We start from the raw sequence: 25,078 nt of genomic DNA on the forward strand, positions 1-25,078 counted from the left end.
GCCGCGGCTTGCCGCGTCCGGAGAGGAGGCGGCATGAGCTGGGGCGACCGCCTGGCCGAACTCGGGATCGAGCTGCCGGGCGTCGCCGCTCCGGTGGCCGCGTACGTGCCGGCCGTGCGCAGTGGCTCGCAGGTGTACACCTCGGGCCAGCTGCCGTTCGTCGAGGGCAAGCTCGCCGCGACCGGCAAGGTCGGCGCCGAGGTAAGCCCCGAGGAGGCCAAGCGCTACGCCCGGACGGCGGCGCTGAACGCCCTCGCGGCCGTCGACTCGCTCGTCGGTCTCGAGTCGATCGTCCGGATCGTGAAGGTCGTCGGGTTCGTCGCGTCCGCCGAAGGGTTCACCGGCCAGCCGGCCGTGATCAACGGCGCGTCGGAGCTGTTCGGCGAGATCTTCGGCGACGCGGGCGCGCACGCCCGCTCGGCGGTGGGTGTGGCCGAGCTGCCGCTGGGGGCACCGGTCGAGGTCGAACTGATTGTCGAGGTGAGCTGAATGGACGCCCACAAGGACCCCGATATCGAATCCTCGTGTCACGAGCTGCTGCTGCGGCTGGCCGGGCGCATGCCCGACCGGCTGCTGTGGCGCTACCGCGACTGGCTGGGTGAGGGCGCGATGTCGACCCTGGCTCGAACGTTGCCGCGCACGCTGCTCAAGCACGACATCGATCTCGACCAGCCGGAGTATCGCCTGCTCGTGGCCGGGCTCGTGCCGCACGGCGCGGACTGGCACCAGGTGAGTTCCACCCTGGGGGTGGACGAGGTCGGCGAGAACCGGTACACATTCACCCCGAGTGCACCCGATCAGGTGAACTCGGTTGACTCGGTGTCCGCGCTGGTCCACGCCACCCTGCGGGGGCGGCCGGATGTCGGTGAGGTGCGGCAGAGCTGGCGTCAGCGCACGGGGGAGGAATCCAAGCGCGTGCTGCTGATCACAGCCCTGTCGGGACTGCCGAGGCTGACCGGGGAGCTGCAGCGGGTCCTGCGGGTGCTGGGGGACGAGGAACCCAGCGTCGAGGTGCTGCCGCCGCGGTTCGAGCTGCCGGAGTACCACCGCGCGGCACTGGCGAGCTCGGAGCTCGTCTGCGTCGGAGCGGTGGACACCGGGCACCGGCTCGTCGCCGCGTAACGGCACTCCTGCCGAGCTGGAGGGAGAGAGCGAGATGGTGGACGTCCACGACGGGATCGCGGGCGACGGGTTCGCGGTGCCGTTGCGGCTGCACAACCTGTTGCTCGGGCTGGCCGGCCGGCTGGACGACAGCCTGCTGTCGGAGGCGCGCGAGCTGATCGCGCGAGCGCGCCTCGACGAGGCCGCCGAACTGACGACCGGCGCGCTGATCGCGGGCCGGCTGCCGGTCCGCGAGGCGGAACGGCACGAGCTGGCCCTGGTGCTGGAGCTGACCAGGTCCGACGCGACGCTCGCCGACCAGCTGACGGTGAACGACCCGGAGGCCGAAACCGGCGTCCTGCACCGCTTCACCGGCGACAACCAGCCCGAACACGGCATCGCCGACGCGCTCGACCGCACCCTCCAGGTGCTGCCGGACCTGCGCTCGGTGCACGCGGTGTGGCGCAACACACCGGCCGGCAGCGTGCCTGGGCCGCTGCCGCAGCGCGTGGTGCTCGTGGAGATCGGACCGGAGGGCAACCCGCCGGCCGCGGCGTACCGCATCGACGCCGCGCTGCGCCGGTCCGGGATCCGGTCGGTCGTCGAGGTCACCGGTCCGACCACCGAGCGGTCCCGCTACCACGAGCAGGCGCTCAACGCGGCCACCGCGGTCTGGCTCTCCGGCGGTGCCGTGCCCTCGTCCGCCCCCTCGGCGCCGGCGCAGCGCCAGGGCTCCGGCCGTCATGTGGCGAACGCCTCGATCGCGGCCGGGGACGAGCCCGAGGAGCCCGAACCCCCGGCGGAGGACACGACTGCCGCGGTGACCGAAGACACACCCGCAGAGCCCGAGGTCCAGAGCGGGCCCGGTCACCTGTTCAAACCGGACGCACCCCAGCCGTCCCGGGCGGAGGCCACCATGGACATGACGTCCGAGGAGGTCGCGCAGCTGCGGGCGCAGCTGGCCAAGGAGGACGGCGAAAAGCCCAGGGCAGTGGCGTCCGCGACGATCGGGCCGGGCGAGGTGATCGAGATCCCGGAGCTCGACCTGAACGACCCGCAGCTGTCCGAACGCGACCGCCAGCTGCTGCGCGAGCTGCACGCCGAGCTCGCCGAGCGGGAGCGCGCCGAGGCCGCCAAGGTCCGCGCCAACGGGGTCAGCCGGTCCGAGGACGACCCGCGCTGGGTCGACGGCTTCTCCGGTTCCTGATTAACACGTAAGTTGCCGTGTGTGGTGCAACTTGATTTTCGAATCCCGGGAAGCATGAACTTCTCCGTCGCGGAGCCGGCCGAACCGGCCGTGCCCCGCGACGCGGCCACGGTGCTGTTGCTGCGGGACGGCGTGGACGGTCTGGAAGTCTTCCTGCAGCGGCGCGTGGCCGCCATGGCGTTCGCCGCGGGCATGACGGTCTTCCCCGGTGGCGGGGTGGACCAGCGCGACGCCGACGCGACGATCGCCTGGGCCGGCCCGCCGGCCGCCGACTGGGCGGGCTGGTTCAACGGGACCGAGCAGATCGCCCGCGCACTGGTGTGTGCGGCCGTGCGGGAGACGTTCGAGGAGTCCGGCGTGCTGCTCGCCGGCACCGCCGAGGACGTCGTCACCGACACCGCGAAGTACTCCGATGCCCGGGACGCGCTGGTGTCCCGTGAACTGTCGCTCGCCGACTTCCTGTCCCGCGAAGGGCTCACGCTGCGTTCGGACCTGCTGCGCCCGTGGGCGCACTGGATCACCCCGGTGCAGGAGAAGCGCCGCTACGACACCCGGTTCTTCGCCGCGATCCTGCCCGAGGGGCAGGACGCCGACGGCAAGACCACCGAGGCGGAGTCCTCCGGGTGGCAGCGCCCGGCCGACGCGCTGGCCGACGCCGAGGCGGGCCGCAGCACCCTGATGCCGCCGACCTGGTACACCCTCTCCGAGCTGGCCGCCTTCGACACGGCCGCCGAGGCGCTGGCCGCCGAGCGCACGGTCGAGGCGATCATCCCCAAGCTCATCCGCGACGGCGACGAGATCCGGGTGGTCGTGGAATGACGCACCCCGCCTACGGCGTCCGCCGGGAGGTCTCGCCGACCGCGTCGGTGATCCTGGAGAACAACCCGTCCACCATGACCCTGGACGGCACGAACACGTGGATCCTGCGAGCGCCCGGTGCGCCCGGGTGCGTGATCGTCGACCCGGGCTACGAGGACCTCGACCACCTGCGGCTGCTCACCGAGCAGGGCCCGGTCGCCCTGATCCTGCTGACGCACCACCACCCCGACCACACCGAGGGCGCGCCGTGGCTGGCCGAGCGGGTGCAGGCGCCGGTGCGGGCCTTCGACGCGGCGCTGTGCCGGGATGCCGAGCCGTTCGCCGACGGTGACGTGATCTCCGCGGCGGGCCTGGACATCGAGGTCGTGCACACCCCCGGTCACACCGCCGACTCGGTGTGCCTGCGGATCGGCGACCAGGTGCTGACCGGCGACACGATCCTGGGCCGCGGCACGACGGTGCTGACCGACCTCGGTTCGTACCTGGGCTCGCTGCGGAAGCTGATCGAGCTGCCGGCCGGCCTGCTCGCGCTGCCCGGTCACGGCCCGGAGATGGCCGACCTCCGGGCGGTCGCCCAGCAGTACCTGGACCACCGCGAGCAGCGGCTCGACCAGGTCCGCCGGGCTCTCGAGCAGCTCGGCCCGGACGCCACCGCGCGGCAGGTGGTCGAGATCGTCTACGCCGACGTCGACCGTGCACTGTGGACACCCGCGGAGCACAGCGTCAACGCGCAGATGCAGTACCTGCGGTCCATCCGGACTCGGTGAGGCCGGCCCGGCTCGATGGCCACTCCGGCGTGCCATCGGCGCGCTAGGAGACCAGGACCTGCTCCCGCGGTGCCTTCACGGTGCCGCGCAGCAGGTACACGACCGCGGCGATCACCAGCGCCGCGGCGGTCGCGGTCAGGAAGGCCGCCGACGGACCGGCGTGCTCGACCAGGTAGCCGCTGACGGACTGGCCGAACGCCAGGCCCAGCGTCACCGCGGTCAGCACCCATCCGAAGGCCTCGGCGGCGGTGCCCTTCGGCGCGACGAGCTCGATCGCCGCCGAGTGCGTCGCCGACTGCGGTGTGATCAGGGCACCGGCCGCGAGCATCGCCAGCGCGAGCCCCCACAGCGTGGACGGCCAGGCCAGCAACGCCACGAGCACGCCGAACCCGGCCAGCAGCGCGGGCAGGCGCAACGGCATCTCCCGCGGCCACGGCCGAAGGCTGTACGCCACCCCGAACGCGACCGAGCTGACCGACCACACCGACAGCAGCACGCCACCGAGCGCCGGTTCCCCGGCCTCGGTGGCCGCGGCGGGCACGGCGACCTCGACGAACCCGATCACCACGCCGAACCCGAGCGCGGCCAGCGCGAGCGTGCGCATGCCCGGGCTGCTCAGCGCGCCCAGCAGCGAGCGGTGCGTCTCGCCCGCCGGTCCCCACGCCCGCACGGCCGGGCTCAGCGCGAACAGGACCGCACCGGTGACCATGCACGCGCCGCCCGCGACCATCCCGGTGCCCGGCCACGGCGCCGCGACCAGCAGGCCGGCCACGCCGGGGCCGAGGATGAAGAAGACCTCCATGCTGATGGCCTCGTAGGCGTAGGCGGCGTTGCGCGCGTTCACGTCCGGCACCAGCCGTCCCCACAGGGCCCGCGACGCCGACCCGACCATCGGTTCGGTGATGCCGATGCCGAAGGACAGCAGCACGAGCAGCCCGGTCGCGGCGTGGGCCTCGATCGCCAGCGCGAGGGTCACCAGGATCACCGCGAACAACGCCGCCGAGGTCAGCAGCGGGCGGGTCGGCCCGAAGCGGTCGATGAGCCTGCCCTGCACCACCGACCCCACCGCGACGCCGACGAGCGAGCTCGCCGACACCAGCCCCGCGACCGCGAACGACCCCATCTCCTGCTGCACGAACAGGAGCGCGGAGAGCCCGATCATCGCGATCGGCAGGCGGGCCAGGATGGACGCGACCATCGGGCGGGTCGCGCCCGGCGTGGTCAGGGCAGCGCGGTAGTCGGCGAGAGACGTCTGGGACACGCGTACCAGTATGCCTCATTGTGGTACGGCGGTACCAGATATTTACCGCTGAGGTCACGGTCCGGTAACGACCGGAAATTTCTCCCCGAACCGACGCAACGAACCCGCAACGGGCGCGTCTGTGAGGGTGAACGGCCTTGAAGTTCGGGGTACGGGCCGTGGCAAGGTTGAAAGTGACATACAGCTCCCTCCGGCGAAGGGTCGGGGCCGGAACCGGAGGGCGGGGAGCGCGGTCTGTCGGGGGATGGCCCGCGCAAAGCAAAAGAACCGGTGCGCCACGTCGGGGGTGGCGCCCGGTTCTTTTGTCTGTGCTGTGCCTGTTTGTGCGGTGCCTGTTTGTTCAGGGGTCCTGCGCGGCGAAGTCCCAGACGCCCCCTTGACCGGGGCGCCTGGGAGCGGCTTCGCAGCTCAGCGAGCCCGTCGCGCGAGGCGCTCCGGGTCCAGGATCAGCACGCTCTTGCCTTCCAGGCGCAGCCAGCCGCGGTGCGCGAAGTCGGCCAGTGCCTTGTTCACGGTCTCCCGCGAGGCGCCGACGTACTGCGCGATCTCCTCCTGCGTCAGGTCGTGCGTGACCCGCAGGATGCCCGCCTCCTGGCTGCCGAACCGCTGCGCCAGCTGCAGCAGCGCGCGCGCCACGCGACCGGGAACGTCGGTGAAGATCAGCTCCGCGACCATGTTGTTCGTCCGGCGCAGCCTGCGGGCGATGACCCGCAGCAGCTGCTCGGCGATCTCCGGCCGGTTCGCGATCCACTTGCGCAGCGACGGCCGGTCCATCGACACCGCCCGCACCTCGGTGACCGTCGTCGCGGTCGAGGTGCGCGGGCCCGGGTCGAAGATCGACAGCTCCCCGAACATGTCCGAGGGGCCGGCGATCCACAGCAGGTTCTCCCGGCCGTCGGCCGACTTGCGGCCGATCTTCACCTTGCCGGACAGGATGATGTACAGCTTGTCGCCGGGCTCGCCCTCGGAGAAGATCACATGACCCCGCGGGAACTCCACGGTCTCCAGGGTCTGGGCGAGCGCCTCAGCCGCGGCCGGCTCCACCCCCTGGAAGATGCCCGCCCGGGCCAGGGTCTCGTCCACCTCGTGCCTCCTCGTCGGTGGCGACCGTTGTCCCGCGAGCCGGGGCGTGTCGCCGATCACTTGCGTGCAGTCTAGGCCGTTCGGACCAGATCGCCTCAGGGCACGCCGACGGCACGCCGATCACCGCCCGGCCGGGCGAGGGCGATCTCGCTCCGAGGGAACAGCCTAACCGCCGCTCGCAGCGCGTCCGCCGAGGGTGGCGGTGGGGCGACCGGCGGGACTGATCCTCGCTGAATCGGTCGAGGTGAGTAGGCCTGCGGACGGCGTCAGCGGCGGGCCTTGCGGGGGCGCAGCTTGGCCGCCCGGCCGCCCAGCCTGCGCAGCCGGAACAGCTCCAGCGCGCGGCCGATGCCGTGGCCGTAGAGCGCCCTCACCTCGTTGGGCCGGGCCTGCTCCAGGAACTCCTCGACCTCTTCCTCCTGGACCGCGACGTGGCGCAGGCGGTTCTCCACTCGTTCCATCGCCAGGGCGAAGAACATCATCACGAGTGGCACCGCTACTACGAACCAGACAGTCATCGGTTCTGATCCTCGCTCATCACGGGTTCGGGGGTGGTGTCAGGGGTCCGGCGTGTCGGCTTCCGTAGGCTAGCGGCGTGCCGAATGCGTCTCAGGTCAGCCCCCGGAAGGGTGAGGAGAGCCGCCTCGCACTCGTGAGACGCGCGCGCCGGATGCTGCGTTGCCTCACCGACGTGTATCCGGACGCGCATTGTGAGCTGGACTTCACCACGCCGCTGGAGTTGCTCGTCGCCGTGGTGCTGTCCGCGCAGACCACGGACGTGCGGGTCAACGAGGTGACGCCCGCGCTGTTCGCCCGCTACCGCACGGCCGCCGACTACGCGGGAGCGGACCGGACCGAGCTGGAGGAGCTGATCCGGCCCACCGGCTTCTACCGCGCGAAGACGAACTCGCTCATGGGTCTGGGCGCCGCCCTGGTCGAGCGCTTCGGCAGCGAGGTGCCCAAGAAGCTGGACGACCTGGTGACGCTGCCCGGCGTCGGCCGCAAGACCGCCAACGTCGTGCTCGGCAACGCCTTCGACGTGCCCGGGATCACGGTGGACACCCACTTCGGCCGCCTGGTGCGCCGCTGGGGCTGGACCGCGGAGGAGGACCCGGTCAAGGTCGAGCACGCGGTCGGTGAGCTCATCCCCCGCAAGGAGTGGACGATGCTCTCGCACCGGGTGATCTTCCACGGCCGCCGCGTCTGCCACGCGCGCAAACCGGCGTGCGGCGCGTGCCCGCTCGCGCGGGACTGCCCCTCCTACGGCACCGGCCCGACCGGGTTCGAGGAGGCGGCCAAGCTGGTCAAGGGCCCGGAGCGGGACCACATCCTCGGGATGGCGGCTCAGCGGTGACGACAGCGACCCGGTGGGCGCTCGTCGTGGGGGTGCTCGTGCTCGCGGCGATCGTCGCGGTGCTGCCGCGGGTCCGCTCCGCGAACGAGACGCCGGTCACGTCCCCCGACCTCGGTGCCGCCCGCGCCACGGCGGCGCTGGCGCCGTGCCCGGCGGGCACCGGCCGGGTCGCGCAGCTCGCGGACGTGACGGTCCAGTGCCTCGGCGATGGGTCCACCGTGGACCTGGGCAGCGCGCTGGCCGGGCGGGCCACGCTGGTCAACGTGTGGGCCACCTGGTGCGAGCCGTGCCGCACCGAGCTGCCCGTGCTGCAGCGGTACGCGAGCGAGCCGGGCGCCGCGCGGGTGCTGACCGTGCAGGTGCAGAGCAAACCGGACGACGGCCTGCGGCTGCTCACCGACCTCGGCGTGCGGCTGCCGACGGTGTTCGACGGCGACGGCACGACCGGCCCGGTGCGGGCCGCGCTCAGGGTGCCGCCCGCGCTGCCCGCGTCGTACCTGGTGACGGCGGACGGGCAGGTGCGCTTCATCGACAGCCCACGCACCTTCACCGATCCTGCTCAGGTGCGTGATGTCGTGGCGAGGCTGTCGTGAAGGGGCCGCTCGTCGATCCGGCGTCGGTCCCGGACTGGTTGCGCCCGCTGGTGGAGATCAGCGGCGACCTCGACGCGACCGCGTTCACCCGGTTCTCCGCGCCCGAAGACGGGTACGCGCGCGCCGCGTCGGTACTGATCCTGTTCGGCGAGACCGAGCGCGGGCCGGACGTCCTGCTGCTGCGCCGCGCCGACACGCTCGGTTCGCACGCCGGGCAGGTGGCCTTCCCCGGCGGCGGGGCGGACCCCGGGGACGCCGACGAGGTCGCCACCGCCCTGCGCGAGGCCGAGGAGGAGACCGGTGTCGACCCGGTCGGCGTGCGGCCGGTCGCGGTCCTGCCCGAGCTGTTCATCCCGGTGTCCCGGTTCGCCGTGACACCGGTGCTGGCCCACTGGCACCGGCCCTCGCCGGTGCACGCCGTCGACCCCGGGGAGACCGCCGCGGTGGCCCGGGTCCCGATCGCGGATCTGGTCGATCCGGCCAACCGGTTCCAGGTGCGCCGGCCGGGCACCGGATACCTGGGACCCGCCTTCACCGTGAACGGGATGTTCGTGTGGGGGTTCACCGCCGGACTGCTCACCGTGCTGCTCGACCTGGGCGGGTGGGCGCGTGAGTGGGATCGCGGCGACGTCCGGGACCTTGACGTAGCGTTGCGCGATCATCTGCTCGCTACGAATGAGGAGACGCGGTGAACTGGGTCGACGTCCTGGTGATTCTGCTGGCGCTGGTGGCGGCGATCTCCGGTGCGCGCCAGGGCGTCGTGATCGCGTTGCCCGCACTGGTCGGCGTGATCGCGGGTGCGGTGATCGGGATCCGGATCGCGCCGTGGATCGTCGAGCTGTTCGAGAACCCGGCGGCGAAGGTCGCGTTCGCGGTCGCGACGGTGGTGTTCCTGGTCGCACTCGGCGAGACGCTGGGCGTGTGGCTCGGTCGGCGGTTCAAGTACGCGGTCAAGCGGCGGTTCAACACCGACAAGCTCACCGGCGTCGACCAGACCCTCGGCGCGGTCGTGCAGGCGGTCGTGGTGTTCGTGGTGGCGTGGCTGATCGCGGTGCCGCTGACGGGTGTCGCGGCCCTGCCGGGGCTGGCGCGGGCCATCAACAACTCGACGGTGCTCGGGACGGTCGACAAGGCGATGCCGCCCGCGGCCGAGAGCCTGCCCGGCGACCTGCGCAAACTGCTGGACGTCTCCGGCTTCCCGTCCATCGTGGACCCCTTCCAGAAGACGCAGATCAACGACACCGCGCCGCCGGACACGTCGCTGCAGGACAGCGCGGTGGTGCGGCAGCTGCAGGACAGCGTGCTCAAGATCCGCGGCACGGCCGAATCGTGCTCGCGCACCCTGGAGGGCAGCGGGTTCGTCGTCGCCCCGCAGCGGGTCATCACGAACGCGCACGTGGTGGCCGGCACGGAGACGACGGCGGTGGAGACCTCGTCCGGGCGCCTGCCCGCACGGGTCGTGTACTTCGACCCGGAGGTCGACCTCGCGGTGCTCGCGGTGCCCCGCCTGGAGGCCACGCCACTGAGGCTGGCCCCCGACCCGGCACGGGCCGGGGACAGCGCGATCGTGCTGGGATATCCGCTGGACGGGCCCTACCGCGCGACCCCGGCGCGGATCCGGAACGAGATCACCCTGCAGGGGCCGGACATCTACGACTCGCGGACGGTGCGGCGCGACGTGTACACCGTCCGCGCGCAGGTGCGGAGCGGGAACTCGGGCGGGCCGCTGGTCGATCCGACCGGGCAGGTCATCGGGGTGGTGTTCGGGGCGTCCGTCGAGGATGCCGACACCGGGTTCACGCTGACCGGGAAGCAGGTGCGGCCGGTGATCGAGGAGGCCGCTTCGCTGAGCGCGCGCGTGTCGACCGGCAACTGCGCCGCCTGACCGCGCGTCCCGCGTTCGCCGGACGGCTCAGGCCCTGGCCAGGAAGTCCAGTAGCGCCTTGGTGGTCTCGTCGGGCGCTTCGAGCTGGGGGAAGTGGCCGATCTCGGGCAGCTCGGCCAGCCGCGAGTGCGGACCGCGCCACGGTGCGCTCGCCCGGGCGGTCTCCAGCAGCACGCACGGGTCCGCGATGCCGTGGATCTGCAGCACCGGTGCCTCGACGCGGGTGCCGACGGCGTTGACGAAGCGGCGTCCCTCACCGCGGAACTGCGCCCGGAACGCCCACCGGTAGTACTCCAGGGCGCTGTGCGCGACACCGGGGATGAGCATGGCCTCCCGGAACATCGCCGCACTCGTGTCGAAGTCCGTCGTCGCCGCCCAGTACGGGCCGGACCACGCGCGCAGCAGGGCCTCCACGTTGGCGGCGTCGTTCTCGGTCAGCCACTTCTCCGGCGCCATCGGCACCTGGAACCGGAACAGGTGCCCGAGCGCGCGCGTCTGGTTCGACCGCCGGCGCCGGAACCCGGTCCGGGCGATCGCCGTGCGCAGGGCCAGCGGGTGCGCCCCGCCGAGCACGCTCACGGACGCGACCACGCGGGGGTGCAGCGCAGCCGCCGTCCACGCCAGCAGCCCGCCCCACGCGTGCCCGACCAGGTGCGCCTGCCGCTCGCCCAGGGCACGCACCAGGCCGGCGACGTCACCGGCCAGCGTCCAGGCGTCGTAACCGCGTGGCGGTTTGTCCGAATCGCCGTACCCCCGCAGGTCGGCCGCGACGACGTGGTACCCCGCGTCGGCGAGTGCGGTCAGCTGGTGCCGCCAGGTCCACCAGAACTGCCCGAAGCCGTGCAGCAACAGCACCATCGGCCCGCTCCCGGCCTCGGCGATGTGCAGCCGGATGCCGTTCGCGGACACGTCGCGATGCGCCCAGGGCCCGTCGATCCGGACGAGGGACGGGTCGGGCGTGGTCACGGTCGTGCGGTTCAGCTGTGTTCGGGGACGCTGTCCCGGCGCGGCTTCAGCGCCGCGGCGGTGTCCTTGAAGCTGGTGATCGTGCGCTCCGGTGCGCGGATCTTCTTCACCTTGCGGTAGCCGAGCAGGCCGAACAGGCCGGCGACCAGCAGCATCAGCAGGAACACGATGCCGAACGCCGCCCAGCGCTTGAGCCACTCGGACAGCAGCTCGCCGAGGAAGAAAAAGAAGAAGAACGAGCTGTAGAGCCCGATCACGCCGGCGATGATGAAGTAGACGCTGCCCTTGGCGCCCTTCTTGACCTCGCCCACGACCTCCGACTTCGCCAGCTCGACCTCGGCCCTGACCAGCGTGGACAGGTGCTGGGTCGCCTGGCTGACGAGGCTTCCGATGGACTGGCCGTTCGCCGTGGACTCGTCCTCCGCGCTCAGCGGGATGTAGGGCACGGCCCCGAGGCCTTCCCGACCGTTGCGTTCGTGCTCCTGGCTGCTCACGGGGGTCATCGTGCCAGAAGACCCCACGGGCGGCTCGGTTAGTCCTCCAGCGCGCCGTGTACCTTGTTGCGCCGCAGCAGCGCGGCGGCACCGCCGAGCGAGCACACGGTCGAGGCCAGCAGCACCGCCGCGCGGGCCAGTTCGCTCGTCTCGCCGGCCAGGCCCAGGTCGGCGATCAGCAGCGCCACCGTGAACCCCACACCCCCGAGCAGCGACAACGCCGCGATGTCCCGCCACCCGACCCCGCGCGGCTTCTCCGCCAGCCGCAGCTTCACCGCCACCAGGCACGCGGTGAAGATGCCGATCGCCTTGCCGACGACCAGCCCGAGGAACACCGCCCGCGGCACGGACTCGGTGAAGACCTTGGCGAGCGAGTCACCACCGACGGCGATCCCGGCCGCGAACAGCGCGAACACCGGCACCGCGACCGCCGCCGACCACGGTTGCAGCCGGTGCTCCAGCCGGATCGCCGGCGCCTCCTCCTCGCCCGTGTCCGGGCGCACCCGCGTGAGCAGGCCCAACGCGACGCCCGCGATGGTGGCGTGCACGCCGGCCGAGTGCACCGCGACCCACACCACCACGGCCAGCGGCACGTACAGCCAGGGCGTGCGCACGCGCCGGTGCTGGAGGAACGCGTAGAGCGCCAGCCCGGCCACCGCGACCAGCGCCGCCACCAGGTTGAACGAGCCGGTGAACAGCACCGCGATCAGGACGATCGCGCCCAGGTCGTCGACCACGGCCAGGGACAGCAGGAACACCCGCGCGCTGCTCGGCAGGTTCGACGCGGTGAGAGCGAGCACACCGAGCGCGAACGCGATGTCGGTCGCGGTCGGGACGGCCCAGGCCCGGTCCATGCCGGGCGCGCCCCCGCCGACGACGAGGGCGACGATCGCGGGCGCGATCATGCCGCCCAGGGCGGCGATGATGGGCAGGACCGCCTTCTTCGGCCGGGACAGCTCGCCGACCACCAGTTCCCGTTTCAGCTCCAGCCCGGCGACGAAGAAGAACAACGCCAGCAGCCCGTCCTTGGCCCAGTCGCCGACGGAGAGGTTCAGGTGCAGCAGGTGCGGGCCGATCTCGAAGTCGCGCACCACGCGGTACGACTCGCCGATCGGTGAGTTCGCCCAGATCAGGGCGACGGCGGTGGCGGCGAGCAGGATGATGCCGCCGGTGGTCTCGGTGCGCAGGTAACGCACGAACTCGGCGGCGGGACGGCGCGGCTGGCCCACTGGCGGCTCCTCCGGGGTCGGATGATCGTTGCCGACCAGACTTCCCGGCGCACCACCACCATCATACCTTACGGGCCGGTAACATGCTCCCCAACCAGCGTCCTATCATGTCACCGGCCAACGTTGTCTAGACCAGAAGGACGTGGCGAGGTGACGACCTCCACCGAGGCGAAGCGGGACACGCGGTTCTTCGGGCACCCGATCGGGCTCGCGAACCTGTTCGGCGTTGAGATGTGGGAACGCTTCTCGTACTACGGGATGCTCGGCATCCTGCCGATCTACCTCTACTACTCGGTCGCCGAGGGCGGCCTCGCGATGCCGGAGGCCACCGCCACCAGCATCGTCGGGGCCTACGGCGGCCTGGTGTACCTGTCGACGATCGTGGGCGCCTGGGTCTCCGACCGCCTGCTCGGTTCCGAGCGGACGCTGTTCTTCAGCGCCGTGCTCATCATGATCGGGCACGTCAGCCTCGCGCTGCTGCCCGGTTTCGCCGGGATCGGCGTCGGTCTCGCGTGCGTCGCGGTCGGCAGCGGCGGGCTCAAGGGCAACGCGACCGCGGTCGTCGGCACGCTGTACGGGGAGAAGGACGAGCGGCGCGACGCCGGGTTCACGATCTTCTACATGGGCGTCAACCTCGGCGGGTTCGTCGGCCCGCTGCTCACCGGGCTCGCGCAGAGCGAGGTCGGGTTCCACCTCGGGTTCGGTCTGGCCGCGATCGGCATGGCGATCGGCCTGACCCAGTACACGATCTTCCGGCGCAACCTGCCGGCCACCGCGCGCGAGGTGCCCAACCCGCTGCCCGCGCGTCAGCGGCCGGCCGCCGGCGGCGTCATCCTGGTGCTGGCGATCGTGATCGTGCTCGCCGTGCTCACCGGGATCGTCACCGCCGCCAACCTGTCCGACGTCGTGGTCTGGATCGTCGGCATCGCGGCGGTCGTCTACTTCGGGATCATCCTGAGCAGCCGCAAGATCACCGCGGTCGAGCGGCGCCGGGTGCTGTCGTTCATCCCGATGTTCATCGCCAGCGCCGCGTTCTTCGCGCTCTACCAGCAGCAGTTCACCGTCGTCGCCATCTACTCCGACCAGCGGCTGGACCGGAACCTGTTCGGCTGGGAGATGCCGGTCAGCTGGGTGCAGTCGATCAACCCGGTGTTCATCCTCGTGCTGGCGCCGATCATCGCCGGGATCTGGATCAAGCTGGGCGACCGCCAGCCGTCGACGCCGATCAAGTTCGCGCTCGGCACGTCGGTCATGGGCGTGGCGTTCCTGCTGTTCCTGTTCTTCGCCGGTGGCACCGGGAACAGCACGCCGCTGCTCGCGCTGATCGGGATCCTGCTGGTGTTCACCGTGGCGGAGCTGATGCTGTCGCCGGTGGGCCTGTCGCTGTCGACGAAGCTGGCGCCGGAGAAGTTCCGCACGCAGATGGTCGCGCTGAACTTCCTGTCGGTGTCGCTGGGCACCGCGCTGTCCGGGTCGCTGGCCGAGTACTACGGCACCGACCACGAGGGCTCGTACTTCGCCGTCGTCGGCGCGGTCGCCGTGGTGATCGGTGCGGTGCTGGCGCTGATCAGCCCCTTCGTGCGGAAGCTGATGTCCGGCGTGCGCTAGCCCGTGGTGATGCCGCGGGCGCGCGGATGTCCCCGGATCGGTCGATGATCCGCCCTAGGCCTGTCCTCAAAGCCAGATGAGCAGTGTGGCCAGGTCGATCGTGCTCCGGTAGGAGGTGGCGGCCTTGTCGGCCAGAACCCTGCTCGGTCGGGTCGGCGGACGGCGAGGGCCTGGCCAGCGGACCTCGATGCCTGCCATGACCTGCGTGAACATGGCGCAGTCGTTGACGTTGCCGCCGGTCAACAGGAGCGACAAGGGCCGTCCGTGGCCGTCGCAGGCGAGGTGGATTTCGCCTCGGCGATCACACGAACCTGTGCCACCAGGGCGGGCAGAGTGCCGCAACGGCTCAATCGCCTGCCACTGCTCATGCCGACGCACCACAACCAAGATCAAAGCAGCACAACCGAACCCACTTCGAGGACAGGTCCTAGCCCGTGGTGATGCCGAAGAGCGTGCCGACGTAGTAGGTGACCAGCATGGTCAGGGCACCGACCCCGACGTTGCGGATCACCGCGCGGCGCGCTCCGGCGTTGCCCAGCCGCGCGCTGCTGTAGCCGGTCAGCCCCAGCCCGACGACGACGGCGATGACGCACGTCCACACGCGCCACGACGTCGGCGGCAGCGCGATCGCGAGCAGCGGGATCAGCGCGCCGACGGAGAACGACACGAACGACGCCCACGCGGCCTGCCACGGGCTGGTCAGGTCGTCGGGGTCGATGCCGAGCTCGGCATCGGCGTGGGCGGCGAGGGCGTCCTTCTGCGACAGTTCGCGGGCGACCTGTTCGGCGAGTTCGCGGGACAGGCCCTTGCCCTCGTAGATGTCGGCGAGTTCGCGTTCCTCGGCCTCGGGCATGGTCTTCAGCTCGTACTTCTCGAGCCTGAGCGCCGCCCGTTCGGTATCGCGCTGCGTGCTCACCGAAACGTATTCCCCGCCGGCCATGGAAAGCGCACCGGCGACCAGACCGGCGATTCCGGCCATGAGGATCGCGCCGTGGTCCGTGGTCGCCCCGGCGACACCGACGACGAGCCCGGCGACCGACACGATCCCGTCGTTGGCCCCGAGAACGCCCGCGCGCAACCAGTTCAGCCGGCTGCCCAGGCTCTCGCGGTGGGGTTCGTGCGGATGCGCCTCGGTGGCGTCCTTCATGTCGGTCACACCGGCTATTAGAGCATTCCGGGACGCACTGCCCGTAATAGCTGAGTCTTACCTAAACCTCCGCGGAACCCTCGCGGTAGATCTTCGCCGAGGAGATGAGCTCGCCGCGAAAACGGTAGAAACCGGCGATTGCGTAGGTGTGGTCGGTGCCGTTCGCGGTCAGGGTCTCGGTGAGCTGGGCCGCGGCCTGGTCTCCGTGGCCGATCACGTTGTCGATCGTCAGGGTGGGCAGCAGCGCGCCCATCGCCTCGCCGAACAGGCTCGCGAGCTCCGCACGGCCGCGCGCGGTCGTGGTGCCGGTGATCCAGGTGGCGTCGTCGGTGAACCCGGCGAGGAGCGCGTCGAGGTCGCGGTCGTTGAACGCCGCGACGTGGGCTTCCAGTGCGGTCACGGGATCGGTCACCCGCGAATCGTGGCACGAGAGCCCGTGACCGCCACCCGTTTTCGCTCAGCCGATCGCTTCCGGCAGCCGCCGCACCCGGTACGCGGCCGCGATGGTGTCGCCGGTCTTCGGGTCGCCCAGCTCGACGCGCCACTCGTCGGCGAACTGGTTCACGCCCGGCACCATCGGGATCGTCCCCGAGATCAGCACGACGCCCGGCTGGTACAGCCCGCGCTCGCGCAGCACGTCCAGCCAGTGCTGGGGCGTCAGCAGCTCGGCGAGGGTGCCGTCCTGGATGAGGACGCCGTCGGCCCACGCGCGCAGGGTCAGCGAGTCGAGCCGGTCCGCCACGTCGTCCAGCCGCCACGCCTTGCGCCCGAGCACGTCCGGCGCCGCGTTCTTGCTCCACGCCACGCCGTGCACCTCGAGCTCGCGGTCGGTGTGGTCGCAGGCGACGGTGAGGAGGACGCCCTCCGCGGTGATGACCAGCGCCCACTCCGCCTCGCCGGACGTGCGGTTGTGTTGCGCGGGCACCTCGCCGGTCTGGGCGGCCAGGTACGGAGCCACCGGGTAGAGCGCAGGCGTGACGGTCGGGGCCGGCACGCCCAGCTCGGCCAGCTCGGCGACGTGCGCGGCGACGTCGGCCTGGTTCCGCCCGGCGTACCCGGCGTTGAGCAGCGTGGTCACCTCAGTGGTCACCGTCGTGCCGTCGGGCAGGTCGAAACTCAGCGTCGGCATGTCGTCCTCCGTTGTTCGGGTAACCCAGTTCTTACCTGCCAGGGCTTGCGCATGCAGGTTGTATACAACGAGTATTACCGCATCAGCACACCTAAGAGATCAGGATGTGAGCAATGACCTCGGTATCGCCGACCGTCGACCGGGCATCGCTGCGCCGTGCCTTCCTCGCGAGCCTGTCGGGCACGTCGCTGGAGTGGTACGACTTCGCCGCGTACTCCGTGGCCGCGGCCACCGTGTTCGGCCACCAGTTCTTCCCGGCCGGCGACCCGCTGGTCAGCACGATGGCCGCGTTCTCGACGTACGCCGTCGGCTATCTGTCCCGCCCGCTCGGCGGGTTCGTCTTCGGCCGGCTCGGTGACGTGCTGGGCCGCAAGCGCGTCCTCGTCACCACGCTGCTGCTCACCGGTATCGCGACGTTCCTCATCGGTGTCCTGCCGACCCACGCGGCCATCGGCGGGGTGGCCGCGGTGCTGCTGGTGCTGCTGCGGTTCGCGCAGGGTGTGGGCATCGGCGGGGAGTGGGGCGGCGCGGTGCTGCTGTCCAGCGAGTTCGGTGATCCCGGCAAGCGCGGGTTCTGGGCGTCCGCCGCTCAGGTGGGGCCGCCCGCGGGCAACCTGCTCGCCAACGGCGTGCTGGCCGTGCTGTCGCTGCTGCTCACCGAGGACCAGTTCGTCTCGTGGGGCTGGCGCGTGGCGTTCCTGCTGTCCGCCGTGCTCGTCGCGTTCGGCCTGTGGATCCGGCTCAAGCTCGAGGAGACCCCGGTCTTCAAGCGCATCGCGGAGAGCGGTGAGCGGCCGAAGGCGCCGATTTCGGAGGTCTTCAAGTACGAGCGCCGTGCACTGCTGGCCGCGATCTTCGTGCGGGTCTGCCCCGACGTGCTGTACGCGCTGTTCACCGTCTTCGTGCTGACCTACATGACCCAGGAGCTGGGCATGTCCCGTGGTCAGGGCCTCGCCGCGGTGATGATCGGCTCCGGCTGCCAGCTCGTGCTGATGCCCGCGTTCGGCGCGCTGTCGGACCGGATGAACCGCCGGCGGCTCTACCTGATCGCCACCATCGCCGCCGCGATCTGGCCGTTCGTGTTCTTCCCGATGGTCGCCGGCCGCTCGTTCGGCCTGCTGCTGGTGGGGATCGTGATCGCGCTGGTCATCCACGCCGCGCTGTACGGTCCGCAGGCCGCGCTGATCACCGAGCAGTTCTCCGAGCGCCTGCGCTACACCGGCAGCTCCCTGGCGTACACGCTCGCCGGTGTGATCGGTGGCGCCGTCGCGCCGCTGCTGTTCACCTCGCTGCTGGCCGGCTTCGACACCTGGGTGGCCCTCGCCCTGTACGTGGTGGTGACCGCGGTGGTCAGCGTTCTCGGCGTGGCCCTGGCGCGTGAGGCGCGGGAGGAGACTCAGGTGGTCGTCAGCTGATGCTTGAGGGTCTGGGCGTGGTGGTCGTCGATGGCGGCCAGCGCCGCCTCGACCTCGCCGTTGGCCAGTGCGGCCACGATGGCCTCGTGCTCGCGGATCACCTCCGCGTGCCGGGTGCCCGACCGCCGCAGCGCGACGAGCCCGGCCCGCACCTGCCGGGCTCGCAGCGCGGTGTAGGTGCGGCTCAGCATGGCGTTGCCGGCGGCCTCGACGAGCAGGGTGTGGAAGTGGGCGTCGAGCTCGATGAACTCCTTGGCCGACGCCGGGTCGTCGCAGCGCTCCTGCTGCTGGAGGACATCCAGCATGGCCCGCCACGGCGCGGTCCCGGTCGCCATCACCCGCTCGGCGGCGAACCGCTCGAGCAGACCGCGCAGCTCGACCAGGTCCCGCAGATCGCGCCCGGTCAGTGGCGCGATGTAGGCGCCCCGGTTGGGCACCAGCTGGACCAGTTCCTCGGCGGCGAGCTGCAGCAGTGCCTCCCGGACCGGCGTGCGGGAGACGCCGACGCGCTCGGCGATCTCCTGCTCGCTGATGAACCCGCCCTCGGCGTCGGGATCGGCCAGGACGGTGTTCTTCAGGTAGTCGTAGGCCTTCGCCCTCCCGGACAGGGCGGGCTTGCTCGTCGCCGGCATCCGGGCTCCTTCCATACACGTTGTATACAGATGGTACGCGGAATGTGTCCGGCGCAGAAGAAACGCCGGGGCGGATGCCTGATCGAGGGACATCCGCCCCGGCGCGTCCGGGGTGAGCGGGTCAGGCGTCGAGTTCGGCGAGCGCCTGCTTTGCCTGCTCCAGTTCGGCCTCAAGTGCGGCGACCTTGGCCTTCTGCTGCTCGACGGCGGCGTTGATCACCTCGTCGATCGGCACGGACAGGTCCTCGTGCAGTTCCTTGGCGGCACGGGACACGGCCGACGCCGGGATCTTCAGCCCCTGCGCGACCCACTTCGAGCCGTGCTTGAGCTCGGCCTGCCACTCGCCGTCGGCGGTGCCGGTGACGGTGAGCGTGAGCTCGACGGTGCGGGTCTTCTTGGCCGCGGACGCCTTCGGGCGACCGCGCTTGGGCTTGGCCTCGTCGGTCTCGGCCGGAGCGGGAGCGGCTGCGGAGTCGTCCGCGACCGGCGCCGGCGCGGCGGGGGTCTCCTGCTCCTGCGGGATGGTCGTCGTGTCCAAGCTCATCGGTGCTGCGGTCTCCCTCTTCGTGGGGTCCAGCTACGTCGGGCCCGAATTGTAGAACAGGCGTTCGATTGACCGCGCGCCGGGGTCCCGGTGGTGTTCAGCGCTCGTTGCCCGCGCGCAGCCAGGCGATGTAGTCGGCGACCGCACGTTCGGTGTCGAAGGCGGGCTGGTAACCGGTGTCCTGCCGGAGGCGGGTGATGTCGAGACACGTCCCGCCGCTCGTCCCGCCGGTGGGCAGCTCGACCCGCGCGCCGGGGACGACCGTCTTGATCGCGGCGACGACCTCGGCGTTCGTCGTCGCGCGGCCGGAGGCGACGTTGTAGGTGCGGTGGTTGAGCCGGTCCGCGAGCTGGAGGAGCGCGATGGCACGGCCGCAGTCCTTCGCGTAGCAGAGGTCGATCGCGTCCTCGGCGTACGCGGGGGAGCGCAGGGCCGACAGGTCCGGCGCGGTGCCGCGGGCGGCGGCGTGCACGAGCTGGGGTGCGGGGAAGAACGGATCCGCGGCATGGCCGCGCGGGCCCCAGATGGCGGAGATGCGGTAGTTGACGATCTCGAGGCCGGTGACGTCGGCCAGGTGCCCGCCGAGGAGTTCGCCGATCTTCTTGAACGCCGGGATGACGTGCGGCGAGGCCATCGGCAGGGGCAGGTCTTCGCGGAGCGGGCCCGCTCCCGGAACTCCGGCGTACACGCCGATCGTGCTCGCGAGCCCGATGCGCCCCACGCCCCAGTCCTGCGCGGCCCGGATGAGGTTGAACAGGCTGCCGATCGCTCTGCGGGCCGCTTCGACCGGCTGATCCGGATCGGGTGGCCAGGGCATGGAGCCGGCGAGGTGCACGATGCCGGTGATCTTGTGCCGGGAGCCGAGTTCGAGCAGCGCCCCCAGGTCGGTGATGTCCGCCCGCTCCACCACCACGTCCGGACCGGCGAGCTCGGGCGGCGGCTCGGCGTCGCGGCGCTGGACCAGAACGCAGCTCTCACCCAGGTCGAGCAGGGCGCGCGCGGTGTGAGACCCGATGAAGCCCAGTCCTCCGGTGATCGCGATCATCGTCCGTCTCCTTCTGCAGTTCGACTGATCGTCAGTTGAGCTGATAATCAGGGTAGCCATAGGATGGTCACGTGTCGACCACCGAACGGCCGGGGGCGGAGCTGAGCGGCCGCCTGGGGTACCTGCTCAAGCACGCGCAGCTCCGGATGGCCGAGCTGAACGCGGAGGCGTTGCGGCCGCACGGCATCGACGGGCGTGAGCTGGGGGTGCTGGTCGTCCTCGCCGGCGGCGAGCCGGCTTCGCAGCAGCAGGCGGCGCAGCGGCTGGGGATCGACCGCACGACGATGGTCGCGATGCTGGACACGCTGGAGGGCAAAGGCCTGGTGTCCCGCCACCCGCACGCCGAGGACCGGCGCCGCAACGTGGTCGAGCTGACCGAACGGGGACGAGTGGTCCTCGGGCGGGCCCTCGAGGCCAGCGACGAGGCCGAGCGCCGGTTCCTCGCCTCGCTGAGCACGCGCGCCGCGCAGCAGTTCCGCGATTCGTTGCGGGCGATCGTGGCTCAGCGGCAGGCCGGCATCTGAGCGGCAGTCCGAAGAGGACCGGACCGGAATTCCCGTTGTCCCTTCCCGGGCAACCCGGAGTGCGGGTGGAAAGTCGGCGCCAGTAGGCTGCCGCCATCACCCGACAGGGTGAGCAAGTGATGTCGCTCGATGGGGGCGTTCGAAGGGGACGTTACTGATCTGTACCCGATCGGGTGTATCTCGCGTTTTCCGGTGACCTCGGCAAATGCAGCATTTGCGCAGCTCTCCCTAATCGATCCCCGTCACCCGGTGGTTTGATCACCTAGGGGGGTCCTGATAGCAATAAGGCCCAAGGCAGCACCTGCGGTGCCGCATGTCTTCGGGGGAGACCGCCTTGGCTTTTTCGTGTCCGACGTAGGTCCTCAAGGATTGTGGTAATGCGCATGACGTGCAGCTCGCGCGCGCAGAACGCTTCTGCGCGCCGCGGCCGGCTCCCGGTCCGGCTCCTCGCCGTGGCCGGGGTCTCGACCCTGGCCCTGCTCACCGGAGCGTGCTCCGGGGGTGACGACGACGGTGTGAAGCCGGCGGCGGTGAGCCAGGAAGACCTGACCCAGCTGCCCGAGGCGACGACGTTCGCCACGGTCGCGAACGCCCCGCTCGACCCCCAGGCGTCCGGCGGCACGACGAACGGCCGGGTGATCCACCCCAAGGCCGACATCGTCGTGTACGACTCCGTTGGCGGCAAAGCGATCGCGAAGCTGCCGTCCATCCAAATGGGATCGCCGACGTGGGTGCCGGTGATCGCCGAGCAGGGCGAGTGGGCGCAGATCCTGTTGCCCACGCGACCCAACGCCGCGTCCGGCTGGGTCCACCTCAGCGACGGCGCCGCCGAGTCCGCGCAGAACGACTACGTGGTCAATGTGAACCGCGCGGCGTTCTCCCTGGAGATCCTGGAGAGCGGCAAGCCGGTCGGCAAGTGGACCATCGGCACCGGCAAGGCCGAACACCCCACGCCGGCGGGCCGCGCGTACATCATCGCCTCGATCGAGGAAACGAAGAACACCTACAGCCCGATCGTGCTGCCGCTGAGCTACCACTCCGATTCGCTGGAGACCTTCGGCGGCGGCCCGGGCACGGTGGGCCTGCACACCTGGCCGAACAACAGCTTCGTCGGACAGGCCAACAGCGACGGCTGCATCCGCGTGCCGTCCGAAGCGCTCGACGAGCTGGTCAAACTTCCGCTCGGCACGATCGTGAACATCGCGTGACGGTCTGAGCCTTCCCACCACTTCGCCGGCGGGCTGGAATGCACCAACGGGGGGTTCACCGGCGAATTCGTTCCGCATTTCCATTTCACGAAAGGGAATTCCTTGTCTCGAAAGAAGGCTGTGGCCGGCGGCATCGGCGTGCTCGCGACCGCCCTGGCCACCTCGGTGCTGCTCGCGCCGTCGGCCGGTGCGACCGCGACCTCCGGTGAGGGCGTGAACTCCGCCTACGCGATCGCCGCGAAGGGCCTGCTGGGCATCGACCCGAGCCCCTACGTCACCGACGAAGACGGCTTCGCGCAGGAGTCGCTGGCCAAGCTGGACGTGGGGCCGCTGGCGCAGGTGCACGTGCTCAACGCTTCCGCCGGTGCCGGCCAGGCGCGCGCCAGCGTCGCCGACGTCAAGGTCGGCCTCGGCGCGGGCAAGCCGCTGCTGACCGCTTCGGCCATCGAGTCGGAGTGCGAGGGCGGCAAGGGCACCTCGTCGCTGGCCAAGGCGAAGCTCGGTGACGTCACCCTCGACGTCAAGGCCCCGACCAACACCACGGTCGCCGTGCCGGGCCTGGCCTCGGTCGTGCTGAACAAGCAGGTCAAGCACGACGACGGCTCGATCACCGTCACCGCGATCTCGATCAAGGTCGACAACATCCAGACGCTGGACATCGCCTCGGTCACCTGCGCGCCGGGCGACGACGACAACGGCGGTGGCGGCGAGACCCCGACCACCAAGCCGACCACGCCGAGCACCTCCAAGTCGAGCACCCCGACCTCGACCAAGACCAGCTCGGGCGGCGGCGCCGGCTCGGGCGCGGGCGACAAGCCCGACGCCAACGGCAAGGCCCCGCGGCCGACCCCGGTGAAGGCCCACCTGGACGTCACCGGCTGATCCGCTTCTCTCCGGGTTCCCACGACAAGGGGCCTGCACCTTCGCGGTGCAGGCCCCTTGTTCGTCGCGTCAGTCCTCGGACTTGCCGGACTGCAGACCGCTGGAGATCAGCTCCATGACGCTGGAGTCGGCCAGCGTGGTGACGTCGCCGATCTGGCGGTTCTCGGCCACGTCGCGCAGCAGGCGCCGCATGATCTTGCCGGAGCGGGTCTTCGGCAGCTCGGGCACGACCATGATCTGCCGCGGCTTGGCGATCGGGCCGATCTCCTTGGCGACGTGGTTGCGCAGCTCCTGCACCGCCTCGTCGCCGCCCTCGGCCGCGGAGCCGCGCAGGATCACGAACGCCACGATGCCCTGCCCGGTGGTCGGGTCGGACGCGCCCACCACCGCCGCCTCGGCGACGGTCGGGTGCGAGACCAGGGCGGATTCGACCTCGGTGGTGGAGATCCGGTGGCCGGAGACGTTCATGACGTCGTCGACCCGGCCGAGCAGCCAGATGTCACCGTCGTTGTCGTACTTCGCGCCGTCACCCGCGAAGTAGTAGCCCTGGTCGGCGAAGCGCGACCAGTAGGTGTCGCGGAAGCGCTCGTCGTCGCCCCAGATGCCGCGCAGCATCGACGGCCACGGCTTGTCGAGCACGAGGTACCCGCCGCCGCCCTTGCCGACCTCGGTGGCGGTGTCGTCGACGACCTTCGCCGAGATGCCGGGCAGCGGGCGCTGCGCGGAACCGGGCTTGGTCGAGGTGACGCCCGGCAGCGGGGAGATCATGATCGAGCCGGTCTCGGTCTGCCACCAGGTGTCGACCACCGGGGTCCGGCCCGCGCCGATGTGCTCGCGGTACCAGATCCAGGCCTCGGGGTTGATCGGCTCACCCACGCTGCCCAGCACGCGCAGGCTGGACAGGTCGTACTTGGCCGGGATGTCCTCGCCCCACTTCATGAACGTGCGGATCAGCGTGGGCGCGGTGTAGTAGATGGAGACCTTGTGGTTCTGGATGATCTCCCAGTGCCGGCCCTCGTGCGGGGTGTTCGGGGTGCCCTCGTAGACGACCTGGGTGGCGCGGTTGGCCAGCGGGCCGTAGACGATGTAGGAGTGGCCGGTGACCCAGCCGATGTCGGCGGTGCACCAGTAGACGTCCTCGCCCGGCTTGTGGTCGAACACGACGTGGTGGGTGTAGGCGGTCTGGGTCAGGTAGCCGCCGGAGGTGTGCAGGATGCCCTTGGGCTTCCCGGTGGTGCCCGAGGTGTAGAGGATGAACAGCGGGTGCTCGGAGTCGAACGCCTCCGGGGTGTGCTCGGCCGGCTGGCTGTCGACGAGTTCGTGCCACCACACGTCCCGGCCGTCCTGCATGGGCACCTCTTCGCCGGTGCGGCGCACGACGATGACCTTCTCGACCGACGGGGCGCCGTCGAGGGCCTCGTCGACGTTGGTCTTCATCGGGGCGGCCTTGCCGCGGCGGTACTGGCCGTCCGAGGTGATCACGACCTTGGCCTCGGCGTCGTCCACCCGCGACCGCAGCGCCGTGGGGGAGAACCCGCCGAAGACGACGGAGTGCAACGCGCCCAGGCGCGCGCAGGCCAGCATCGCCACGATCGCCTCGGGGATCATCGGCAGCTGGATCGCGACCCGGTCACCGGAGCCGACGCCCAGGGAGATCAGGGCGTTGGCGGCCCTGGACACCTCGTCCTTGAGCTGGGCGTAGGTGATGTCCCGGGAATCGCCGGGCTCGCCGATCCAGTGGATCGCGACCTGGTCACCGTGCCCGGACTCGACGTGCCGGTCCACGCAGTTGTAGGCGACGTTGAGCTTGCCGCCGACGAACCACTTCGCGTACGGCGCGTCGGACCAGTCCAGGACCTTTGTCCACTTGGTGTCCCAGTGCAGCCGCTCCGCCTGTTCTGCCCAGAACGCTTCGCGGTCGGCGTCCGCCTTGTCGTACCAATCGGCCTTCGCATTGGCCTGCGCCGCGAACTCGTCGCTCGGCGGGAACGTCCGGTTCTCGGTGAGCAGGTTGTCCAGCGCGGGGGACTGCTCTGTCATGGTGCACGGCCTCCTGAAGTCACTCATCTCTGGCTGACGCCGGATGCACGGTAGCGACGTTAGCGCCCGTGACGAAAGAGCGCAGCCCCTCACGGGCCGTCCGGCCCCGGTGACCACACGCGATGGGATGTGGCGCGGGCCACCC

27 protein-coding genes and 1 pseudogene are annotated in these 25,078 nt (G+C 70.9%); 14 read left to right on the forward strand and 14 right to left on the reverse strand.

Annotated features, from left to right (window positions below):
- Positions 1 to 33 precede the first annotated feature (33 nt).
- Genes FB470_RS13410 through FB470_RS13430 form a run of 5 tightly spaced genes read left to right on the forward strand, consistent with a single transcriptional unit; the run spans position 34 to position 3,894 of the window.
- Positions 34 to 489, forward strand: a complete 456-nt coding sequence (locus tag FB470_RS13410) for a RidA family protein (RefSeq protein ID WP_306991557.1) — start codon at positions 34 to 36, stop codon at positions 487 to 489.
- Positions 490 to 1,122, forward strand: coding sequence for a hypothetical protein (locus FB470_RS13415; RefSeq protein WP_306991558.1), 633 nt, complete (start codon positions 490 to 492; stop codon positions 1,120 to 1,122).
- A 34-nt stretch (positions 1,123 to 1,156) separates the two neighbouring features.
- Entirely contained in the window at positions 1,157 to 2,308 is a 1,152-nt protein-coding gene (locus FB470_RS13420; protein WP_306991560.1) for a hypothetical protein, read from the forward strand.
- 54 nt (positions 2,309 to 2,362) lie between these two features.
- A complete protein-coding gene (locus FB470_RS13425; protein WP_306991562.1) occupies positions 2,363 to 3,127 on the forward strand; it encodes an NUDIX hydrolase in 765 nt (254 codons plus the stop codon).
- The gene (locus FB470_RS13430) at positions 3,124 to 3,894 is read left to right on the forward strand and encodes an MBL fold metallo-hydrolase (RefSeq protein WP_306991564.1); all 771 of its coding nucleotides are present in this window, start codon (positions 3,124 to 3,126) and stop codon (positions 3,892 to 3,894) included. The genes FB470_RS13425 and FB470_RS13430 overlap by 4 nt, the downstream gene beginning before the upstream one ends.
- A gap of 43 nt (positions 3,895 to 3,937) precedes the next feature.
- Here FB470_RS13430 and FB470_RS13435 read toward each other — a convergent pair whose 3' ends face one another.
- The 3 genes from FB470_RS13435 to FB470_RS13445 form a co-directional block, all read right to left on the reverse strand.
- Positions 3,938 to 5,155 carry an MFS transporter gene (locus FB470_RS13435; protein ID WP_306991566.1) on the reverse strand — a complete coding sequence of 406 codons (1,218 nt, stop codon included), beginning with the start codon at positions 5,153 to 5,155 and terminating at the stop codon, positions 3,938 to 3,940.
- Positions 5,156 to 5,563: 408 nt separating this feature from the next.
- Complete coding sequence (locus tag FB470_RS13440; RefSeq protein ID WP_017985500.1) at positions 5,564 to 6,238, reverse strand: Crp/Fnr family transcriptional regulator; 675 nt, start codon at positions 6,236 to 6,238, stop codon at positions 5,564 to 5,566.
- 266 nt (positions 6,239 to 6,504) lie between these two features.
- Positions 6,505 to 6,756 carry a hypothetical protein gene (locus FB470_RS13445; protein ID WP_306991570.1) on the reverse strand — a complete coding sequence of 84 codons (252 nt, stop codon included), beginning with the start codon at positions 6,754 to 6,756 and terminating at the stop codon, positions 6,505 to 6,507.
- A gap of 152 nt (positions 6,757 to 6,908) precedes the next feature.
- Here FB470_RS13445 and nth point away from each other — a divergent pair, with 152 nt between their 5' ends.
- The 4 genes from nth to FB470_RS13465 are packed head-to-tail and all read left to right on the forward strand — an operon-like array spanning position 6,909 to position 10,070.
- Positions 6,909 to 7,592 carry an endonuclease III gene (gene nth, locus FB470_RS13450; protein ID WP_306999237.1) on the forward strand — a complete coding sequence of 228 codons (684 nt, stop codon included), beginning with the start codon at positions 6,909 to 6,911 and terminating at the stop codon, positions 7,590 to 7,592.
- Entirely contained in the window at positions 7,589 to 8,185 is a 597-nt protein-coding gene (locus FB470_RS13455; RefSeq protein WP_306991572.1) for a TlpA family protein disulfide reductase, read from the forward strand. The genes nth and FB470_RS13455 overlap by 4 nt, the downstream gene beginning before the upstream one ends.
- A complete protein-coding gene (locus FB470_RS13460; protein ID WP_306991574.1) occupies positions 8,182 to 8,877 on the forward strand; it encodes an NUDIX hydrolase in 696 nt (231 codons plus the stop codon). Before FB470_RS13455 ends, FB470_RS13460 begins: the two co-directional genes overlap by 4 nt.
- Positions 8,874 to 10,070: a MarP family serine protease gene (locus FB470_RS13465; RefSeq protein WP_306991576.1), complete on the forward strand. Its 1,197-nt coding sequence runs from the start codon at positions 8,874 to 8,876 to the stop codon at positions 10,068 to 10,070. The genes FB470_RS13460 and FB470_RS13465 overlap by 4 nt, the downstream gene beginning before the upstream one ends.
- Positions 10,071 to 10,097: 27 nt before the next feature.
- Here the strand turns inward: FB470_RS13465 and FB470_RS13470 are convergent, their stop codons facing one another.
- Genes FB470_RS13470 through nhaA form a run of 3 tightly spaced genes read right to left on the reverse strand, consistent with a single transcriptional unit; the run spans position 10,098 to position 12,759 of the window.
- Positions 10,098 to 11,036: an alpha/beta fold hydrolase gene (locus FB470_RS13470; protein WP_306991578.1), complete on the reverse strand. Its 939-nt coding sequence runs from the start codon at positions 11,034 to 11,036 to the stop codon at positions 10,098 to 10,100.
- Between the two features lie 11 nt (positions 11,037 to 11,047).
- A complete protein-coding gene (locus tag FB470_RS13475; protein WP_370876465.1) occupies positions 11,048 to 11,530 on the reverse strand; it encodes a phage holin family protein in 483 nt (160 codons plus the stop codon).
- 38 nt (positions 11,531 to 11,568) lie between these two features.
- Positions 11,569 to 12,759 (reverse strand): Na+/H+ antiporter NhaA, encoded by a 1,191-nt coding sequence (gene nhaA, locus FB470_RS13480; RefSeq protein WP_306991581.1) that lies wholly within the window; start codon positions 12,757 to 12,759, stop codon positions 11,569 to 11,571.
- A 150-nt stretch (positions 12,760 to 12,909) separates the two neighbouring features.
- Between nhaA and FB470_RS13485 the strand changes: the two genes are divergently transcribed.
- Entirely contained in the window at positions 12,910 to 14,367 is a 1,458-nt protein-coding gene (locus FB470_RS13485) for a peptide MFS transporter (RefSeq protein WP_306991583.1), read from the forward strand.
- Positions 14,368 to 14,478: 111 nt separating this feature from the next.
- On the opposite strand, the pseudogene FB470_RS13490 reads toward FB470_RS13485, so the two are convergent.
- From FB470_RS13490 to FB470_RS13505, 4 genes and pseudogenes are all read right to left on the reverse strand, one after another.
- Positions 14,479 to 14,658, reverse strand: a pseudogene (locus FB470_RS13490) (transposase); the annotation flags it as partial.
- Positions 14,659 to 14,794: 136 nt separating this feature from the next.
- Entirely contained in the window at positions 14,795 to 15,514 is a 720-nt protein-coding gene (locus tag FB470_RS13495) for a VIT1/CCC1 transporter family protein (RefSeq protein ID WP_306999240.1), read from the reverse strand.
- 61 nt (positions 15,515 to 15,575) lie between these two features.
- Entirely contained in the window at positions 15,576 to 15,926 is a 351-nt protein-coding gene (locus FB470_RS13500) for a nuclear transport factor 2 family protein (protein ID WP_306991584.1), read from the reverse strand.
- A gap of 45 nt (positions 15,927 to 15,971) precedes the next feature.
- Positions 15,972 to 16,643 (reverse strand): DUF2848 domain-containing protein, encoded by a 672-nt coding sequence (locus FB470_RS13505; protein WP_306991585.1) that lies wholly within the window; start codon positions 16,641 to 16,643, stop codon positions 15,972 to 15,974.
- 113 nt (positions 16,644 to 16,756) lie between these two features.
- On the opposite strand from FB470_RS13505, the gene FB470_RS13510 reads away from it, so the two are divergent.
- On the forward strand, positions 16,757 to 18,058 hold the full coding sequence (locus FB470_RS13510) for an MFS transporter (RefSeq protein ID WP_306991587.1): 1,302 nt from the start codon (positions 16,757 to 16,759) through the stop codon (positions 18,056 to 18,058).
- Here FB470_RS13510 and FB470_RS13515 read toward each other — a convergent pair.
- From FB470_RS13515 to FB470_RS13525, 3 genes are all read right to left on the reverse strand, one after another.
- Complete coding sequence (locus tag FB470_RS13515; protein ID WP_306991589.1) at positions 18,040 to 18,690, reverse strand: GntR family transcriptional regulator; 651 nt, start codon at positions 18,688 to 18,690, stop codon at positions 18,040 to 18,042. The two genes, FB470_RS13510 and FB470_RS13515, sit on opposite strands and share 19 nt — an antisense overlap.
- Positions 18,691 to 18,811: 121 nt before the next feature.
- Positions 18,812 to 19,234, reverse strand: coding sequence for a DUF6319 family protein (locus FB470_RS13520; protein ID WP_306991591.1), 423 nt, complete (start codon positions 19,232 to 19,234; stop codon positions 18,812 to 18,814).
- Positions 19,235 to 19,331: 97 nt separating this feature from the next.
- Complete coding sequence (locus FB470_RS13525) at positions 19,332 to 20,279, reverse strand: NAD-dependent epimerase/dehydratase family protein (RefSeq protein ID WP_306991593.1); 948 nt, start codon at positions 20,277 to 20,279, stop codon at positions 19,332 to 19,334.
- A gap of 71 nt (positions 20,280 to 20,350) precedes the next feature.
- On the opposite strand from FB470_RS13525, the gene FB470_RS13530 reads away from it, so the two are divergent.
- From FB470_RS13530 to FB470_RS13540, 3 genes are all read left to right on the forward strand, one after another.
- Positions 20,351 to 20,803 carry a MarR family winged helix-turn-helix transcriptional regulator gene (locus FB470_RS13530; protein WP_306991594.1) on the forward strand — a complete coding sequence of 151 codons (453 nt, stop codon included), beginning with the start codon at positions 20,351 to 20,353 and terminating at the stop codon, positions 20,801 to 20,803.
- A gap of 377 nt (positions 20,804 to 21,180) precedes the next feature.
- Positions 21,181 to 22,011, forward strand: coding sequence for a L,D-transpeptidase (locus tag FB470_RS13535; RefSeq protein ID WP_306991596.1), 831 nt, complete (start codon positions 21,181 to 21,183; stop codon positions 22,009 to 22,011).
- A 102-nt stretch (positions 22,012 to 22,113) separates the two neighbouring features.
- Complete coding sequence (locus FB470_RS13540) at positions 22,114 to 22,893, forward strand: choice-of-anchor P family protein (protein WP_306991598.1); 780 nt, start codon at positions 22,114 to 22,116, stop codon at positions 22,891 to 22,893.
- A 69-nt stretch (positions 22,894 to 22,962) separates the two neighbouring features.
- Here FB470_RS13540 and acs read toward each other — a convergent pair whose 3' ends face one another.
- On the reverse strand, positions 22,963 to 24,933 hold the full coding sequence (gene acs, locus FB470_RS13545) for an acetate--CoA ligase (RefSeq protein WP_306991600.1): 1,971 nt from the start codon (positions 24,931 to 24,933) through the stop codon (positions 22,963 to 22,965).
- Between the last annotated feature and the right edge of the window lie 145 nt (positions 24,934 to 25,078).

It is taken from the genome of Amycolatopsis thermophila (assembly GCF_030814215.1).
In the GTDB taxonomy this organism is placed as follows: domain Bacteria; phylum Actinomycetota; class Actinomycetes; order Mycobacteriales; family Pseudonocardiaceae; genus Amycolatopsis_E; species Amycolatopsis_E thermophila.

Coding starts and splice junctions, on each gene's coding strand:
- FB470_RS13525 (WP_306991593.1), bottom strand. CDS start 20,279: ATGATCGCGATCACCGGAGGACTGGGCTTCATCGGGTCTCACACCGCG.
- FB470_RS13425 (WP_306991562.1), top strand. CDS start 2,363: ATGAACTTCTCCGTCGCGGAGCCGGCCGAACCGGCCGTGCCCCGCGAC.
- nth (WP_306999237.1), top strand. CDS start 6,909: ATGCTGCGTTGCCTCACCGACGTGTATCCGGACGCGCATTGTGAGCTG.
- FB470_RS13495 (WP_306999240.1), bottom strand. CDS start 15,514: ATGAAGGACGCCACCGAGGCGCATCCGCACGAACCCCACCGCGAGAGC.
- FB470_RS13505 (WP_306991585.1), bottom strand. CDS start 16,643: ATGCCGACGCTGAGTTTCGACCTGCCCGACGGCACGACGGTGACCACT.
- FB470_RS13510 (WP_306991587.1), top strand. CDS start 16,757: ATGACCTCGGTATCGCCGACCGTCGACCGGGCATCGCTGCGCCGTGCC.
- acs (WP_306991600.1), bottom strand. CDS start 24,933: ATGACAGAGCAGTCCCCCGCGCTGGACAACCTGCTCACCGAGAACCGG.
- FB470_RS13445 (WP_306991570.1), bottom strand. CDS start 6,756: ATGACTGTCTGGTTCGTAGTAGCGGTGCCACTCGTGATGATGTTCTTC.
- FB470_RS13515 (WP_306991589.1), bottom strand. CDS start 18,690: ATGCCGGCGACGAGCAAGCCCGCCCTGTCCGGGAGGGCGAAGGCCTAC.
- FB470_RS13420 (WP_306991560.1), top strand. CDS start 1,157: ATGGTGGACGTCCACGACGGGATCGCGGGCGACGGGTTCGCGGTGCCG.
- FB470_RS13520 (WP_306991591.1), bottom strand. CDS start 19,234: ATGAGCTTGGACACGACGACCATCCCGCAGGAGCAGGAGACCCCCGCC.
- FB470_RS13430 (WP_306991564.1), top strand. CDS start 3,124: ATGACGCACCCCGCCTACGGCGTCCGCCGGGAGGTCTCGCCGACCGCG.
- FB470_RS13415 (WP_306991558.1), top strand. CDS start 490: ATGGACGCCCACAAGGACCCCGATATCGAATCCTCGTGTCACGAGCTG.
- FB470_RS13410 (WP_306991557.1), top strand. CDS start 34: ATGAGCTGGGGCGACCGCCTGGCCGAACTCGGGATCGAGCTGCCGGGC.
- FB470_RS13535 (WP_306991596.1), top strand. CDS start 21,181: ATGCGCATGACGTGCAGCTCGCGCGCGCAGAACGCTTCTGCGCGCCGC.